The organism is Rhizobium sp. SYY.PMSO (genome assembly GCF_046840415.1).
In the GTDB taxonomy this organism is placed as follows: domain Bacteria; phylum Pseudomonadota; class Alphaproteobacteria; order Rhizobiales; family Rhizobiaceae; genus Rhizobium.
Genome location: NZ_CP177350.1, coordinates 1115288 through 1132695, shown reverse-complemented (window position 1 = coordinate 1132695; position 17408 = coordinate 1115288). Strand labels below are relative to the sequence as shown.

Below are 17408 nucleotides of genomic sequence, written 5' to 3'. Positions count from 1 at the left end.
TATTCAAATCCCAACAGGAGAGTTGAGAGCATGCCGATTTATCTGCAGATCGACGGAATTCAGGGCGATGCAACCCACGAGCAGCACAAGAAGTGGATGGACATCGAAGTCATTCACTGGAACGTCTCGCGCAACATGAAGACGTCGGCCGGTTCGGCGGCGAACCGCGAAGCTTCCGAACCCACCGTTTCGGAAGTCATCCTGACCAAGGTCAGCGATTCTTCGTCGACCAAGCTGTTCCAGGAAGCATGCTCCGGCCGTACCGGCAAGCAGGCCGTCATTCATCTGGTCACGACCGGCAATCCGGGCGACACCTACATCGAGTACACGCTCACCAATACGCTGATCGCCAGCTACTCGGTCGATTCCAACGGCGACCGGCCGGTCGAGACGATCAAGCTCAACTTCACGAAGATGGAAGTGAAGTACACGCCTTACGACGACTCGCAGACGCCGCAGTCGCCGATGATCGCTTCTTACGATCTGGCAACGACCAAGGCTGCCTGACACTAGCATCGCTTTCCGGCGCGTTGGGGTCGACGCGCCGGAACCGTGTCCGATGCCAAATCGCTGCCGTGGCCGCGATTGGCACGTTTTCGAGAACGTTCCTTCATCGAGGTCGCCATGGTAGATTTTTCCGTTTCGTCGCCGGCGCTGCAAATGGAGCCGGTGAAACAAACCGACCTTCCGCCGGTCCGGCGCGCAGGCCGCGGTCCATCCTATGACTACTTCTCCTATCAGAGCGGTCCGCGCGAATTTGCAGCGCGTGGGCAGGCCATGGGAGCCGCCGCATCTCTTTTCCGGATGTTTTCCGAAAAAGCGAATGAGATGTCCTTGACGCACTGGCTGCAAAGATGGCTGCGCAATAACGAGGCTCACATTATCCGGGAGATGGATATCAACCATCACTCCGTATTCGTTGCGCAATTCAATTACTCCGTCACCGACGGCGAAACCCGTGTGCTGATGGCGCGGGGCGCCTATCTGCTGGGCACGGTGGCGAGCCGTGCGGATATCGGCAAGATCCTGACGCCGGAGGTGCTCTATGGGCCGGGCATGCATGAGACCCTGCCGAATGGCACTCATTTCCAGATGGTCTATCTCGTCGGCGGCCGCAAGCAGGTGATCGGCAGCACAGGCAAGGCAGGCTCTGCGAACTCACTGGTAGGATAAAGCGCAGATGAACGATCAGCCTTCGGCCAATGATTTCATTCAGGCGACCCGAAATCTCCGGGTCGTCTCGCCGCTTGGTACGGACCAGCTCCTGCCGGAACGGGTGATGATAACGGAAGGCGTATCCTCGCTTTTCGACATCCGGCTCTCCGTTCGTGCCAAGCGCGAGATCATCCAGCCCGAAGACCTGATCGGTCGTCTCATCGACATCTCGCTGGAGGTTCAGCAGGCCGAAGACGGGGGCGACGGCGTTCGCCGCCCCTTCAACGGTCTCGTCACGTCTCTTCAGGAAGGGCCGCCGATCACGCGCGGCTTGCGTTCCTATTCGATGGTGCTGAAGCCGCAGATGTGGCTCCTGTCGCAGCGGTCGGATTGCCGTATATGGATGGACAAGACCAGCATCGATATCGTCGAGACGCTCTTTTCCGAGCACGGGATTCCCGCTCCTGACGTCTCGGGCGTGGTGACGCCGCCTCCGCCGCAGCACTATTCGGTGCAGTGGAACGAAACGGATCTGGACTATCTGACCCGCCGCTTCGAGGAAGACGGTCTTTTTTACTGGTTCTCGCATGAAGACGGCAGTCACCGGTTGCATGTCGCTGACGGCGCCAATTCCTGGGCCGGACCGTCTCCCTCCGCGCAGGGCGACGGAAGGGTGCGCCTTGCCCAGGGCTCGACCGACCGCAACCATATCAACGAATGGATGAAGCACTACGCTTACGTCCCGGGGCAGCGCGCCGGCGCCGACTGGAATTTCGAGACGCCGCAGATGGTGCCGGGCACGACCACACCGTCACTGGTACAGATGCCGGGCGCCATGAAGCGCGAGCTTTACGAGTATCCGGCCCGCATTTCATCGGTTGCCGAGGCCGAACGGGCACAGAAGCTGCGTATGCAGGCCAGCGAGGCCGACCACAATCGCGTCGTCGGACGCTCGACATCGCGCATCCTGGAAGCCGGCCGCCGCTTCACCCCCTATGAGGTGGCCCATCCGGAGCATGTCTACGAAGAGCACGTCATCGTGCGTGCGACCCATTTCGCGGTCGATCCGTCCTATGAAACCAATACGGACCAGCCGGAATACATAAACGAATTCGAGGCGGTGCCGTCGCGTGTACCGATGACGCCGCATCGCAACACCGAGAGGCCGCGGATCCGCGGCACGCAGGTTGCGATCGTCGCCGGTCCGCCTGGAGAGGAAATTCATCCCGATCAGTATGGCCGCATCAAGCTTTGGTATCCGTGGGACCGCCGTGCCAGGAAGGATGGATCCGACACCTGCTGGGTGCGCGTCGCCCAGAGCTGGGCAGGCGGCACCTGGGGCGGCCAGGTCATTCCCCGCATCGGCATGGAAGTCATGGTCGCCTTCATCGACGGCGATCCGGATCGGCCGCTGGTAACAGGCGTGGTGACGAACCCGAGCAACGGCGTGCCTTACGATCTGCCTGCCAACAAGACCCGCATGGTCATGCGCTCCAACACCCATAAGGGCACCGGCTTCAACGAAATGACCTTCGAGGACGATGCCGGCCGCGAGAACATGTTCTTCCACGCGCAGAAGGACCAGACGACGCGGGTACGCAACGACCGCACCAAACGAGTCGACCGCCACGAGGTCGCCTCGATCGGCGGCAACCGCGCCGTCGAAGTCAGCGGCAACCAGAAGCATGAGATCGGCGGATCTGTGAATACGGTCGTAGGCGGCACCGGGCCGATGGCAACGGCGCTGATGGCGGCGGTGCAGGGGCTTTCCGGACAGACGGCCGGATTGCTCTCCCAGGCAGGCCAGATCGCCGGCGCCGGCGGGGACGGACTTGCCGCATTCGCAGGCACGATTGCGTCCTCCGCCTTGGGTTTCCTCGGCCTCGGCGGACTTGGCAGCCGGGAGGGCGTCGTTTCGGGACCCAATCCGAGAGCGGACGCGGGCACGGATCTTGCCGGCGCCGGCAGCGGCCTGGGCGAAGCGGCGGCGAGCCTCTTTCCGCTTCCCGGCATCATGAATACCATCGTTGGAGCATACAAGTCGGATACGATCGGCATCACGAGCGCCGAGCAGATCGGTATCAGCAAGGTTACGAATGTCGGCCAGACATCGCTCGAAAAGGTCGGAAAGTTCAAGAAAGTTATTGTGGGCGACGAGTTCGTCATCGAATGCGGCGCCTCCAAGTTCATCATGCGCCAGGACGGCACGGTCATCATCCTGGGAACGCATTTCAACTTCACGGCATCCGGGCCGACGCAGATCAACGGCAAGGTCGTCGATCTCAACAAGCCGGGTGGCGGTTTCGCCGAGGCTTCAGCGACATCGTCGGATACGACGGCACAGGGCTGAGGCGCCATGTCGGTCGACAATCGCACACCTTTCCCGGCGCTCGCCTTCCGGCAGTATAATCTGGCGGGCGATCTGCTGGGCGTCGTTGTCGCGAGAGGGACGTTCAAGCTGACGAACGGCGGTCCGCTGGTCATGGATGACGTTCAGCGGCCTCTCGTCATGTCGGATGTCTACGACGGCGATCCGCATGAGACGCCGCAGACGGCTTGCACTGATCTCGCGCCATTCAAGCCGGCCACGGACGTAACTTTTATCGGCGCCGCCTTTGCGCCTGATGGTGTCGCTGCGTCGTCATGGACATGCGGCCTGAAAGTGGGGCCCGTTCAAAAGCGATTGCGCGTTCATGGGCCGCGTGTCTGGCGGGCAAAGACCCGCAAGACGTGGCGAGGGCTCGTCGACAGAGAGAAGGAAGATGCCCTCGACGGCTGGGAGCTGACCTCGGGAGAACCGGCGAGCTATGTACCCATCGACTGGAGATTTGCCTTCGGTGGGCGGCTAGATAGCGGGGAAACGTTCGAGCGTAATCCTGTGGGTATCGGTCTTGTCGATGAAGAGCGGTTTCGCGACAAGCCGGAATGGCCTGCGCCACAGATCGAGGATGCCGACGAACCAATTCGCTCTGTCGGCGACAGGCTCGCACCCGCAGGTTTCGGTCCGCTTTCGCCATTCTGGGAAGACCGGCTTGAGAAGGCCGGGACCTACGACGACGCTTGGCTGAACGAAAGGCATCCGCTGCTCCCCCGCGACTTCGATTTTTCCTTCTGGCAGGCAGCGCATCCGGACCTGATAGCGAATCCCTGGCTGCAGGGGGATGAACCCTTTGAGCTGGATCACCTCCTGCCGGGCATAGCAACGCTTCAGGGGCGGCTCCCCAATATTCGGCTCGAAGTCACGATCGATCGGGGCACTGGCCCCGCGCGAGGCCCCATGGTGCTCGACGGCGTCCACTTCGACATGCGGCCCGGTGTCGGGCGCGTTTTCCTGACCTGGCGGATCGGCTTTCCCTGGCCGGAGCGCCGTGGGCTGCCCAAGATGAGTATCGTCAATCTTTCCGAAGGTGTCAGCTGATGGCCGACAATCAGCCTACAGAAGCGCCGCCAGAGCCAGAACCTCTGGAATATGTACGGATTCCTCCCGGCACTAGTGGTTACTTCTACCTGCCGGACAACGGCAAGCAAGCGGCAAAAGGTCCTAGAGTAACGCCCGCGGCGGCTGATCCGCCGCCACCCGAGCTTATTCCAGCAGATAGTAACGCCCTCGCCGTATGCCTGTCACCGGATGTCTGCAAATCCCCGGATAAACCGGTGCCCTATATGTCCTGGGGTAAGGCTTCGGACGAGCAGAATTATTCTCCCGATGTCCGATCAAACGGCATGGTCATCAAGCGGCAAGACTCCATGTTTTTCCGTTGCTATGGCGACGAACCGGGCGTGGGATTGGGGTGTAAATCAGGCACCGTTGGCGATGTTGTGGAGCCGGTTACGTCTTCCGGAATCGTGCGGGCTAATGGTGTCTGGGTGCAGCGCCACAATGATCGTTGCACGCTGAATAGCGGGAATACCGACGGCGAATATGTCTATGTTCAGTCGACCGAGGAGAAAAAAGCGCCAGATGGTAGCGATCAAGACGATAAGGCTTGGTATGAAAAAGCCTGGGATTGGACCGGCGAAAAGCTCCACGACGCTGGGCAAGCTATTCATGAATTTGATGACAATCATGGCCGCGTCATAACGCGAGGTATGGGAGCGCTGCAAGCCATAGGTGGGGCTGGCGAGAGCGTCGCTGGGGCTGGTTTGGCTGGCGTCGGTGGTGCGGCATCCGCTACCGGCGTGGGGGCCGCACCGGGTGTCCCCGCGATGATCGGCGGCGCCGCTCTTGTAGTGAATGGCTACGATAACTTCTCAACCGGCTTAAAGCAGCTATGGACTGGGGAGACACAAACAACAGTTATCGCACAGGCTGCTGGTCAGGTCGCAGGTGCTATGGGTGCCTCTCCCCAAACGGTGCAATCGGTTGAGAACATAACGGGACTTGTTCAAGGTGTTGGAGGGGCCACGGGAACGCTCGCAGCAAGCATGCGGACATCCGAGCGCACTCTTGTTGTAGCGGGCGTACAAGGAGCAAGAAGCACCGCATTACCGCGTGAGATAATGACCATCGAGCAACGATTGCAGGCACATTTGCGCACTGCTCAGCAACGGGCTCGTCTTACGCCTAAACAAGCGGCTGCGGTTGCACGTAATCCAAATCAATATAATACTCACATGGGTACGCAAATCGACACAGAATTTAAGAATCTCGTGGACAACGATCCCAGCCTCGCGGGCTTGGTCACAACTACGCCAAGGTTCCAATTCGGACCAGACGTAGTGGTTACAGGAAAGCCCTACTGGTTCGACGTGACAACAGCTCCGCAATGGGGAGCTCATGTATCAAAATATACACCAGGCTATGGCACTGGTGTACCTTTAATTTGGCCGTAGCATGGAGCAGAAAGTTGACGCAGCAAAGAATTCTATCTGAAATTGAAGCGGCCGTTGCTTCGGGCCAAGGTGCTACCTTTTCCGATATCGAATTTTCATCCGACCCACGGCTTCGGAGTAAGAAAAAATATGCGGAAGTAATCGCTCCTTTCAATGTTCATATTAAGAATACTTCATGGGTTGGTATCAATTTTAAGAACTGCTCTATATCCGGCCTCGCATTTTCCGATGTGCGTTTGCGAGATTGCACCTTTGAAAATTGTCTTCTGGCTGTTCGCAATTGGGGGAGTTTTTATAAGGATAGCAGGTTTATTTCATGCGATATGAAGAGCTTTTCGTTCGGCGCCGATGATCCTTCGAACGCAAATACTTTCGAAAACGTCATATTTGAGAAATGCAATATGCAGGGCCGCGCTGTCGATTATTCGAAGTTCGAGAAAAGCGCTTTTTTGAATTGCCGATTAGATCGTGTTGAGTTTCGGCAAGCTACAATATCAAACTCAACGTTTACGGGGAAACTAGACGACGTCGTGTTTGGGCGAGACTACACGCAAAGGCCAACCAGTATAAATGGCGCCGACTTTAGCAAAGCGACGCTGAGTTATTGCATCTTTCCCCATACCCAGGTTTCGCACATCCTTGCACCCGAAAACCCCAAGAATCATGTAATTAAGCGGTTTAAGGAGTTCGTTGCTGAACTTGATCGCGCTATCCAAGCAGATTCAAATATCGGAGACGTGCCGTTGGCGGGAATTTTCACCACCGAGTACACATCTGGGTCTAATTTCGGAATTCTCAATGAAGACGATTTCCGGGAATTGCTAAAGCCGAAAGGGCAGGCACTCCTTGCCCAGATGTTGAGCGACCCCATATGGCGAGAGTGAATTCTCGGTGCGCTATTAATGGTCCGGGCAACTTAATTACTAGCGTTTTATTGTATGATGTAGCGTCCAAGTGATCAAATACTAAAACGCGAGGTTCTGGTGCTGTCATGATGGCGAATAAGGTGTGGGGCGGGATGCGCAATCTAGCCTTGCGGAACCGGTTATACCCTACGAAGTCGTACGCGTAGACTGTACTAAGGCGTCATAACGATCGCTACATCAGGCCAAAATTGTTGAACGGCCGAACCACACATAGGTTCTTAAATGAACAGCATCTATCTCACCCGATTTTGGGGGAGTGACTACCGCGTGATTCTCGATGCGGCAGATATCGGCCGCTCACTGACGCCCCTTTGGGTGGACATTGCGACTACGGATCAAAGCCGGAGATTGGAAGCCTTTAGGGCGCTGGTGCCCCAAGTCTTCATTCATATGCCTGAGACGAGCAGTCTTCTCATGGAGAGAACAACCGATGCCTATCTCGTCAAAATACGGGGTGATGTCGCGCTGGTTACCGACCGGCAGGCGGACGATCAGGTTTTATCCTACAGGGGATTTGCTCCGACGGGTAAATCCATGTTCGGCGGAAGCGTTGGGACTTTCTACAAAGCGCTCGACGGCTTCTGCGACTTCCATTCTATGGGTGGCTTACTGCCGGAAGGAGAAATCCGTCCGATAGGTAAGGACGGTAACGAGTATTGGACGGAGCCGTCTTCGAAGTTATTCGAGACTGTCAAATCAAAGGATTATTTTCACATATTCAACAGCGGCGGAAAGGGACAGGGCTATATCAGCCTTCACAGCACCGTTGTTGATGATCCGGAGGGATTGCTTCTCTGGGTTGACGATGACGAACCCATGACAGATATGGATTTCTGGGATCTTTTTGACAATTGGACTTCCATCGCAATGGAAGACAATTGATCGAGGTGGTTTGGAAGCATTCCATGATGTCGCCTCGTCGATTTCCAAGGTATATGCTTCTTTGCGATAGAGGAGCGAGAGGTTGTCCGGTATCTAGTGCGCCTCAACGGCGGAGCACAATTTTTCGTCGGAATCGTTCATTCTGACAGAGGCCGTTGCTTGAGATCGTATATGCTGAGTGTCACCATGGTGTCGCCATAACGCTAGGGATTGCACTGGCAGCGGCACTTTGTCAGCGGACCCTAAGGAACTGCTGACTCGAGCACTGAACGTGAGTTCTCACTTGGAGGCCGTCAGTGCAAGACGCGGCAAGTCTCCTCTTTGAGAAAGGACGCGGAACGCACAGGTCGCAATGATCGGGATATTGCAAATGCGCATGTCGAGTTGAATAGACGTAGACGGGTCATGCCACCAATTCATGAAAATTTGCAATACGCGTTGGAGGAATACGGCCCAGTAAAGCAAATCCGATTTGCGTCCAAACCAGAGCTTTCGGAGTTGCGTCGAATGTTACCGCAGACGGTTGTCGATTTCATTGAGGAGAAGGGGTTTTGCTCCTTCCACAATGGTCTCTTTACCATGTGTAGCCCAGATGAAATGAGGGCTGTCACCGCATTAGCGTTCGGTGCAGACAACGATTTTCACCACAGGAACTGCCATGTGTTCGGCTACACTGCTTTTGGCGTTCTTTATTGTTGGTCGGATAAGCTGTACAATTTTCGGATAGAATTGCCGTTAAATGTTATTTACTGCCGAGCTCTTACAGCGCCAGAAAACTGGCCGCCCCAGGCAAGTGCAGAGCATATTGCGTCGGGCATGATTCCACACGAAGAAGAAGCTGATTTTTTGGACGTTAACGGCAATCCCATATTTGCCGCATGTCAACGCGCTTATGGCGCGAATGAAGCGAACGAATGCTATGGTTTCTTCCCTGCTTGGCGATCGCCGGTGCTTTCGGCCCGGCGCAAGACTTAAAGCACATCAAGCGAGTGAAGGCACTAGAGCATTTCACATTCCTTGCGCAGTTGCGGCAATTCTATCTTGTGAGACCTGTTTCGGGCGGCCTGCAGGCGGTACGACCGATCGGCTAGCTAAGGTCGAGGACATTTTCCGCTCTTTTCGGTTCTCCCTGAGGTCGCTTCATGATGTATTAGGATAAGCGCGTGGACCGAGCCAACCTGAGCAGGCTCTCAATCCTTTGAAGACTGGATACCGCGAGTTATCCACCAGCGTGGGATCGGAGCGGTAGATTGGTCCAAGCTATATCTTTGGATTACAATTGGATAATATATAATTGAAATGAATAAACTTTATGAAGATATAGCTCGCAAATATGGCAAACCAACTTTGTCCGTCTCCTTTACGGAACAGGAGTATTTAGCGCTTCAAAAAGTCATTCCGGGTGAAATTGCCGATTTTTGCTTCGATATTGGCCGGTCGGTGTTGCGTGAAGGGCTTATTCAATCGTGCCATCCCGATGACATGAGGGGAGTTCTGGCGCTTATTTTCGACGCTGATAAGGATTTTTCGCACGATAATTGCCATGCTTTTGCTTATTCTGCTTTTGGCGTTATTTTCTTTTGGATGAAAGATTATGGGTACGGCAATATCAGTGTTTATGAAGGCCGTTTGACGCAGAAGAATTTTGTGAAGGGGCAGCCTGCAGGAGCGATGGCTGCCAATGCGGTTTCAGTACCGTTCTGGTTATCGGATCAGGCGCTGGATTTTGAGGACGGAGCTGCCAAACCGCTATTCAAGCGAGCTTCTAAGAAGCTCGGATTTATCGAAACTGGCGAATGTTATGGATTCGTGCCTGCTCTAGCTCTTGGAGGAGTTGCGGATATTGCTCATCTTAAGCGCCTAAAGGCATCTGAGCATTTTGCCATCGTCGCGCAGACTATGGAATACAATCTTGTCGACGTTCAAGGATACGGACAGTCGGTCATCGTGCGTCCGATAGGCCCGCGGTAGTATTCTCCTGTGTTTTCAGCAAAGCCAAGTATTCTTGCAATCTCTTCTGATTGCCCAGCTCGGCAGACATCTGATGAAATTCATCTTCGTTCAACTGACGACTTTGCCTCCACAAATGTATCCCGCATCGCCCGCAGAATAATCACCGCCGAGGCCGCCCCTGGATCAACATGTCCCAGCGACCGTTCTCCCAGCCGTGCCGCGCGGCCTCGGGCGGCGACCATGGAGCTTGTGGAGTTCGCGCCGGTTTCAGCCGCTTCGAGGATGGCATTCCACATGGCGGCAACATCGCGTGAGCGTGCCTTCGCATCAATGGCAGCCTCGGCGGCGGGTATCCATGCGTCGAGCATGGTCTTGTCGCCGCGCTGGCCCTTGCCGCGCTGCTGAATGCCGGCCCGCATCTCGTCGACGATCATCGCCTGGCAGGCAGGCGATAGGGATTCGTCCGTTTTCAGCGCCTGCGAAGCCCGGCGGAAGGCTGTGGCATAGAGAGGCCCCGTCGAGGCGCCGACGGCATCCAGAAAGGCCGAGGCTGCGATGGAGAAGATGTCGGACGGCAGTGCCTGCGCGAGATCGAGCTTTGCGAGTTCCACATTCACCGCCATGAAGCCCAGCGCCATGGTGATGCCGTGGTCGGCGTCGCCGATCGCTCCGTCCAGTTCGGAGAGCCGGTCCTTCTCGGCATTGATCGCGATCGATATGCGCTGGAACATGCTGCCCAGGCATCGCGCGGCTTTTTCCGACATCGTCTTCCTCCCGGTCCCGGTCTTTTCTGTTGTCGCCGGGCACATTCTTATAGGTTCAACCGACCTTCAACGCGAAGGTATCACATGGGTGGTGCAGCATATCCGTCAGTTCCTGATCGAGATGCAGGATGGATATGGATGCGCCGACCATGTCGAGCGACGTGCAATAATGCCCCACCCAATTCGCCTCGATCCTGATATCCTTGGCGCTCAGCCTTTGCTCGACGCGTCGGAACAGAATGTAAAGCTCCATCAGAGGCGTCGCGCCGAAGGAGTTGATCAGCACGGCGACCCGATCGCCCGCAACGGGCTTCATTTCGGAAAAAATACGGTCCATCACCCGGTCGGTGATTTCATCGGCGCTCATCATCTTTTCGCGGGTAACGCCGCGTTCGCCGTGGATGCCCATGCCGAATTCGATATCGTCAGGACCGATCTCGAAATTATGGCGTCGCGTCTGCGGCATGGAGCAGGGCTCCAGCGCAACGCCCATGGTAAAGGTCCGGTCGTTGGCCTTGCGTGTTACGGCCTCGCAGGCATCGAGCGACAGACCGCGGTCGCAAGCCGCCCCGGCAATCTTGAAGATAAAGAAATTGCCGGCCACACCACGGCGTCCTTCCCGATCCTCGATCGGAGAAGAAGAGATATCGTCCGTCGTCAGGACGGTGCGAACCTCGATTCGTTGCTCCTGCGCCATTTCCGCAGCCATCTCGAAATTCATGACGTCGCCGGCATAGTTGCCATAGACGAAGAGGACGCCTTTTCCACCGGAGGAGGCCTTCGCACATTCAAGGATAGGTGTCGGCGGAGGCGAGGAAAAGATGTTGCCGATGGCGACGGCATCGGCGAGACCCTTGCCGACATAGCCTAGAAAGCATGGCTCATGGCCGGTGCCGCCGCCGATCACCAGACCGACCTTGCCGGCTCTCGGGCCGGCCCGGGCGACCAGCGCCCGGTTCGACCCCTTGATCGGCATGATATACGAGGCGTGCGCCCGGACGATTCCGTCGAGCATCTCGTCGACGACATCGTCGGGATTGTTGAGGAACTTCTTGGTATGCGTGCGATAGCTGCCGGGCAGTGCGACGCTGTTATCCGTTCGCGGGCGTTGATTGGGCCTCTGATCGAATTCAGTTACGCCATCCGCATTCAGAATGCCGCCCCCTGTGGCCGCATCGGTAATCAGCACGTTGATATAGCCGCCGCGCAGCGCGGCGAGAATGGCAGGGACCTTATCGAAACCGCCGGCTACGGCGATGCGCAGCCCGATGGATTTCAGCATGTCGAGGGATATGCCGACAGTGCGATCATCCAGCGGCCCGGCAACCGGCTGGCCTTTCGCATCGATGAAGCGGCCGGCAAGAACGCCGACGGCATTCTTGGCCAGATAATCCTGCAGCGAAACAGATTCAAAGAAGCCACTGCTGTGGATCGTCGAATTGGGCCGAAGCGACGCCACGCCGAATATGGCTTTGTTGGCTTTGGACAAGGTGGCGAATTGATCTTCGATCAGCGGTTCGCGCAGCAGGATCTCGCGAACCTCTGGCGCCGAGACGATGGCAGGCGCGGTGATATTGACGAGTTTGCCGTCCGTCGCATTCGCAAAGGCGCTGGCGCAGAGTTCCGGCGTATAGGCAAAGCGCGCCCGCGTGCCGCCGGTCGCCTGAACGATGGTGACATCCTGCAGGTTGGGCACATTGGCCTGCTCGGCGACGGCGAGAACCGTGCGGCCCCAGGCGACGGCCAGCGTGTCGCCGGATTTCAGAAGCCTGGCGATGGCCTGCGCGCCCGCCGTGCCGAGACGGTCGATCAGCGGCCGCGTTCCATCGTCGCTCGGCACCACAAGACAGTCGTTCAGGCCGAAATGGCGCTTGAGCTCCTGTGCGATGGAAAGGGAGCTCAGCCGGGAGGGCTCGAGCGAAATATTGACGATGCCTCGGCTGCGTGCATCGGCCAGGTAGCTGTTTACGGTCGCCCGCGAGATACCCATGATTTCGGCGATATCGCCCTGGGTCTTGCCGTCCTCGTAATAGAGCCAGCACGCCCACACATAGGGATCGTCGCCATAGCGCAGCGGCATGGCGTCGGTGACGTCCGGCACGCCTGCCTTGCTTGCACCGTTCTTGCCGATCGAGGATGCCTTACCAGTCATGACGATTCACAATTCCCTTTTCCCGTCCGAACATGGAAGCAATGGCGCATGTTTGCAAATGCTTCTTCGCGGGAAGGGCGGCGCGCGACCCTGCGGTGGATCGCAGGATCGCGCAGCCTCGGGAGAACCCGTCTATTGCAGCCGTTCGCGCGCACCCAGGGAAAGTTCCTTCAGGATGATCGCGCAGGAGGTTGCGCCTGCATCCAGCACGCCGAGCGAACGCTCGCCGAGCCGGCTGGCACGGCCGATCTTGGCCACCAGATTGAGCGTGGAGTCGCGGCCCGCCTCGGCGGCCGCGACCAATGCGTCGAGTGCGTCGGCAAAGGGCTTGCCGGCTGCATTCGCGGCATCGAAAGCCTCGATTGCCGGAACCAGCGTATCGAGCAGCGTCTTGTCGCCGACCTTGGCCGACCCGATCGACTGGATGCCTTCGAGCCCGGCATGCAATGCCTTGCTGTAGGCGGCACTGTCGATCGCCTCAATGCCGTCGAGCTTCTCGGCGATCTCGGTGAACATGACGCCATAAAGCGGGCCCATGGAACCGCCGATCTCGGTCATCAGCACCGTGCCGAGCGTGTCGAGCGAAGCCGACAGCGACTGGTTCTTGCCCTTCAGGCGCTCCGCGGCCATGCCGAAGCCCTTGGCCATGTTGACGCCGTGATCGCCATCGCCGATCTTGCCGTCGATCTCGCTGAGATAGGCCCGGTTCTCGATGATGCGCTCGGCCATCGCCAGGACGATGTCGCCTGATGTTGCATTGTTGAATGTCTGCATGCGTGCGTCCCCCTCAGAGCAGCGTCGTGCACTTGACCTCGACGTCCAGAAGCTCCTTGAGCTCCGCGTCGAGCGCCATCACGGTCAGCGTCGCGCCGACCATTTCCAGCGACGTGAAGTAGTTGCCGATATAGGTCTTGTAGATCTTCAGACCACGCTCGGAGATCTTCGTCTCGATCGTATCGTTAAGGATATAGAGTTCGTTGACCGGGGTCGCGCCCAGGCCCGATACGAGGACGGCCACTTCCGTTCCGGCCGGCAGGTTGTGATCGTCGAGAACGATCTGGCACATGGCCTCGCCGATCTCGGCTGCCGTCTTCAACGGCTCGACGCGGACGCCGGGCTCGCCGTGATGACCGATGCCGACTTCCATTGTGCCGGGCTCGATCTGGAAATTGGGATGACCGACGGCGGGCAGGGTGCAGGGACCGAGGCCGATGCCGACGGAGCGGCAATTATCGATCGCCTTCTGCGCGGCAACGCGGACTTCCTCGAGGCTTGCGCCCTTGGACGCCTTGGCGCCACCGATTTTCCACATGAAGATTTCGCCGGCGACGCCGCGGCGCTTCTCGCGCTCCTCCGGGGGAGCCGAGCAAACGTCGTCGTTGGCGACGACTGTGGCGACCTCGATGCCATCCTTGGCGGCAAGCTTCGTCGCCATCTTCACGTTCATGTTGTCGCCGGCGTAGTTGCCATAAAGGCAGATGACGCCGCGGCCGCCATTGGCCTCACGAATGGCATCGTGGAAGCTCTTGGCCGTCGGGGAGGAAAAGAGTTCGCCGACCGCGACCGCATCCAGCATGTTCTTGCCGGTATAACCGATGAAAGCCGGTTCATGACCCGAGCCGCCGCCGGTGACGACGCCGACCTTGCCGGCATGCGGCGCATCCCTGGCGACGACGACGCGCGGATTTTCTGCCAGACGGACAATGTCCGAATGCGCCTTGATGAAGCCTTTTACAGTATCTTCAACGACTTCATCCGGATTGTTGATGAACCGCTGCATGGTCTCTCCTGTAGAATTGTCGAGCGTTTGCGCTCAGAGAATGGTGTAACCGCCGTCGATCAGCAGATCGGCGCCGTTGATCATGTCCGCACCCGGCGAGGAGAGGAAAACAGCCGCGGCTGCGATCTCCTGCGGGAAGGCGAAACGGCCGGTGGGGATGCGCTTCTTGGCGGCCTCGCCCTTTTCACCGGCCCAGGCCTTCTTGCCGAGCTCGGTCAACACGATCGTCGGCGAGATGGTGTTGACGTTGATGCCGTGCTTGCCCCATTCGGCGGCGAAAGTCTTGGACATGCCAATGACGCCGAACTTCGAAGCGCAGTAGGCGACATGCTCTTCGATGGCGACCGTGCCGGCCTGCGAGGCGAGGTTGACGATCTTGCCGCCCTTGCCGGCGGCGATCATGGCGCGACCGACTGCCTGGGTGACGAGGAAGGTGCCCTTGAGATTGATATTGATCGTCTTGTCCCAGTAATCCAGCGGCAGATCCTCAGCGGGCGCGAGGAAGACGACGCCGGCGCTGTTGACGGCAATGTCGATGCCGCCGAAATGCGAAACGACATCGCTGACAGCCTTGTTGACGGAGGCCGGGTCGGAAACATCGCAGACGAATGGCGCCGCGCCGCCGCCGATTTCGGATGCCTTGGCCTTCGCCATGTCGACATTGATATCGAGAACGGCGACCTTCGCGCCCTTCGAGGCGAATGCCGTTGCAATCGCTGCACCGATACCGGAGCCGCCGCCCGTTACGAGGGCGATCTTGCCGGAGAGCGGGAAGTTAAAATCAATGTCTGGAGCTGTCTCGGTCATCTTTATCAAAACCTCTGTCTTAGGGGCGAAGCGGGGCAAGGTGCTTGCCCCGCCGCATTGATCTTACTTGCGGGTTTCGAGCAGCTTGTCGACGTTGTCTGCCGTTACCGGGGTCCACGGAACATTATAGTTCTTATCCTTGCCGTCGTTGAACGGCATGTCCGGATACTGTTCCCAGATCTTGGATTCCGGCTTGTAGTTGCCCTTCTTGGCGGCAAAGATCGCGAGATCGAGTGCGCCCTGGGCCTGTGCGCTCGCGTCCTGCAGGATGGAGGTCATCGTACCCTGCTTGACGGCGTGCAGCGCGTCGGTGATGCCGTCGATGCCGGCAATGGCGAAATCCTTGACATTGAGATTGGCCGCCTTGATCGCCTCGATCGCGCCGAGCGCCATCTCGTCGTTCTGGCCGATGACGCCATTGATCTGGCCAGGGTGCGACGTCAGCCAGTTTTCCATCAGCGTCTGGGCTTCCGCGCGCGACCAGTTTGCCGTCTGATCTTCCAGCACCTTCACATTCGGGCACTCGGCGAGCGCCTTCTTGTTGCCTTCGAGGCGCGAGATCTGCGCGGACTGGCCGATCGGGCCTTCGAGGATGACGACATTGCCCTTGCAGCCGATCTTGTCGAGCACGGTCTTGGCTTCCATGTAGCCGGAGACCGTATCGTCGGAACCGACATAGGAGGTGAGGAGATCGGAGTTTACGCGCGTGTTGGAGCCGACGACCGGAATGCCGGCGTCATGGGCCGCCTGCACGGCCGTCGCTGCGGCCTCGATGTCGATCGGCACGAAGATGATCGCATCGAACTTCTGCGTGATCATCGTGTTGACCTGCTCCTGCTGAACGAGCGCGTCGTAGCGGCCGTCGAAGATGGTCAGATCGACGTCGCCGTTCTTGACGGCGGGATGTTCTTTCAGCGCTGCCGACCAGATCTGCATGAACTCGGCATTGAGGCCATAGGGTGCCGCGCCGATCTTCAGCTTCTTTTCCTGGGCGAGGGATGGCGAGGCCAGAAGCGCGGTGGCAGCTGCAAGGGCAATAAGTAATTTCTTCATTATATTTCTCCTCCGTTGGAAGTCCGGCGGCCGTCCTGACGCGCCGTTTGGTTTCCGAGTGCGAACACAAGGATTGCTTCGGGCTCAGCCGCCCAGATTTCTCTTTTGGTCGAGCATGACGGCGCCGACGATGAGGGCGCCCTTGAGGACCTGCTGGTAGTAGGACTGGATGCCCATCAGGTCGAGACCGTTGTTCATGACGCCGATGATCAACGCGCCGATCAGCGTCCCGGTAATGCGGCCGACGCCGCCGGAAAGGCTCGTCCCGCCGATGACCACGGCTGCGATCGCATCGAGTTCGTAGGCGATGCCGGCTTGCGGCAGGGCTGAACCGGTGCGGGCTGCGAGGATCATGCCCGCCAGCCCGGAAAGACCGCCGGAAATGACATAGACGAGGAAACGCAGCTTACTGACATTGATGCCCGAGGTGATGGCGGCATGCGGATTGCCGCCGACGGCGTAGATGTAGCGGCCGAAGCGGGTACGATTGAGAACCCACCATGCGACGATGAAAACGATGGCCAGCAGGATGACCGGCATGGGGATGGACAAGATGTTGCCGGTGCCGATCCAGCGGAAATCGGGCGTGAGAGCGGGAACCGGCTTGCCGCCGCCATAGATCAGCGTCAGACCGCGCGCGGCGGAAAGCATGCCCAGCGTCGCGACGAAGGCGGGAACGGCAAAGCGCGAGACGATGAGGCCGACCACGGCGCCGCAGGCAACACCGACCAGCAGCCCGACCGCAAGCGCGACATAGGGCGGATACGGGGCGCCGACGATGCCGGCCGTCGCCGAGGTCGTTGCGAAGCTCGCGCTGACGATACCGGTGAGTGCGACGACGGAACCGACGGAAAGGTCGATGCCGCGCGTCAGGATGACGAATGTCATGCCGATCGCCAGAACGCCGTTGATCGACGTCTGAAGCAATACGTTGGAAATGTTGCCGGCCGTCAGAAAGTACTGGTTCGAGAACGAGAGGACGACGGCGAGCAGCAGGAAAGCGAGAAAGATTCCGTATTCCTGAATGATCAATCTGCGGCGGTCCGAGCTGAACCAGGAATTGGACTGATTGTTGTCAGTGGCGGACATTGCAAATACCTCTT

The 17408-nt window shown here is 58.3% G+C and carries 16 protein-coding genes; 9 read left to right on the top strand and 7 right to left on the bottom strand.

Annotated elements, in window-relative coordinates; genetic code table 11:
- Positions 1-30 precede the first annotated feature (30 nt).
- The 9 genes from ACJJVH_RS23585 (at position 31) to ACJJVH_RS23545 (ending at position 9767) form a co-directional block, all read left to right on the top strand.
- Positions 31-507, top strand: a complete 477-nt coding sequence (locus ACJJVH_RS23585) for an Hcp family type VI secretion system effector (protein WP_069613675.1) — start codon at positions 31-33, stop codon at positions 505-507.
- Positions 508-624: 117 nt separating this feature from the next.
- Positions 625-1173 (top strand): hypothetical protein, encoded by a 549-nt coding sequence (locus tag ACJJVH_RS23580; RefSeq protein WP_162704035.1) that lies wholly within the window; start codon positions 625-627, stop codon positions 1171-1173.
- Positions 1174-1180: 7 nt separating this feature from the next.
- Positions 1181-3505 (top strand): type VI secretion system tip protein TssI/VgrG, encoded by a 2325-nt coding sequence (gene tssI, locus ACJJVH_RS23575; RefSeq protein ID WP_113385084.1) that lies wholly within the window; start codon positions 1181-1183, stop codon positions 3503-3505.
- A gap of 6 nt (positions 3506-3511) precedes the next feature.
- Positions 3512-4573, top strand: coding sequence for a DUF2169 domain-containing protein (locus tag ACJJVH_RS23570; protein ID WP_113385085.1), 1062 nt, complete (start codon positions 3512-3514; stop codon positions 4571-4573).
- Complete coding sequence (locus ACJJVH_RS23565; RefSeq protein WP_113401110.1) at positions 4573-5988, top strand: DUF4150 domain-containing protein; 1416 nt, start codon at positions 4573-4575, stop codon at positions 5986-5988. Before ACJJVH_RS23570 ends, ACJJVH_RS23565 begins: the two co-directional genes overlap by 1 nt.
- Before the next feature lie 14 nt (positions 5989-6002).
- Positions 6003-6872, top strand: coding sequence for a pentapeptide repeat-containing protein (locus ACJJVH_RS23560; protein ID WP_162704034.1), 870 nt, complete (start codon positions 6003-6005; stop codon positions 6870-6872).
- Between the two features lie 264 nt (positions 6873-7136).
- On the top strand, positions 7137-7796 hold the full coding sequence (locus tag ACJJVH_RS23555; protein ID WP_113385087.1) for a hypothetical protein: 660 nt from the start codon (positions 7137-7139) through the stop codon (positions 7794-7796).
- Positions 7797-8201: 405 nt separating this feature from the next.
- Entirely contained in the window at positions 8202-8771 is a 570-nt protein-coding gene (locus tag ACJJVH_RS23550) for a GAD-like domain-containing protein (RefSeq protein ID WP_412065296.1), read from the top strand.
- Positions 8772-9095: 324 nt separating this feature from the next.
- On the top strand, positions 9096-9767 hold the full coding sequence (locus ACJJVH_RS23545) for a T6SS immunity protein Tdi1 domain-containing protein (RefSeq protein WP_113385089.1): 672 nt from the start codon (positions 9096-9098) through the stop codon (positions 9765-9767).
- Between the two features lie 80 nt (positions 9768-9847).
- Here ACJJVH_RS23545 and dhaL (ACJJVH_RS23540) read toward each other — a convergent pair whose 3' ends face one another.
- The 7 genes from dhaL (ACJJVH_RS23540) to ACJJVH_RS23510 form a co-directional block, all read right to left on the bottom strand.
- Positions 9848-10513, bottom strand: a complete 666-nt coding sequence (gene dhaL / locus ACJJVH_RS23540) for a dihydroxyacetone kinase subunit DhaL (RefSeq protein ID WP_113385090.1) — start codon at positions 10511-10513, stop codon at positions 9848-9850.
- A gap of 55 nt (positions 10514-10568) precedes the next feature.
- Entirely contained in the window at positions 10569-12665 is a 2097-nt protein-coding gene (locus ACJJVH_RS23535) for a bifunctional sugar-binding transcriptional regulator/dihydroxyacetone kinase subunit DhaK (RefSeq protein ID WP_112801899.1), read from the bottom strand.
- 132 nt (positions 12666-12797) lie between these two features.
- The gene (dhaL, locus tag ACJJVH_RS23530; RefSeq protein WP_113394307.1) at positions 12798-13439 is read right to left on the bottom strand and encodes a dihydroxyacetone kinase subunit DhaL; all 642 of its coding nucleotides are present in this window, start codon (positions 13437-13439) and stop codon (positions 12798-12800) included.
- A gap of 13 nt (positions 13440-13452) precedes the next feature.
- Positions 13453-14445: a dihydroxyacetone kinase subunit DhaK gene (locus tag ACJJVH_RS23525; protein ID WP_113358460.1), complete on the bottom strand. Its 993-nt coding sequence runs from the start codon at positions 14443-14445 to the stop codon at positions 13453-13455.
- 33 nt (positions 14446-14478) lie between these two features.
- The gene (locus ACJJVH_RS23520) at positions 14479-15252 is read right to left on the bottom strand and encodes an SDR family oxidoreductase (RefSeq protein WP_112801893.1); all 774 of its coding nucleotides are present in this window, start codon (positions 15250-15252) and stop codon (positions 14479-14481) included.
- A 63-nt stretch (positions 15253-15315) separates the two neighbouring features.
- Positions 15316-16305 carry a substrate-binding domain-containing protein gene (locus ACJJVH_RS23515; protein WP_112801891.1) on the bottom strand — a complete coding sequence of 330 codons (990 nt, stop codon included), beginning with the start codon at positions 16303-16305 and terminating at the stop codon, positions 15316-15318.
- An 84-nt stretch (positions 16306-16389) separates the two neighbouring features.
- Entirely contained in the window at positions 16390-17394 is a 1005-nt protein-coding gene (locus ACJJVH_RS23510; RefSeq protein ID WP_112801889.1) for an ABC transporter permease subunit, read from the bottom strand.
- Positions 17395-17408 lie beyond the last annotated feature (14 nt).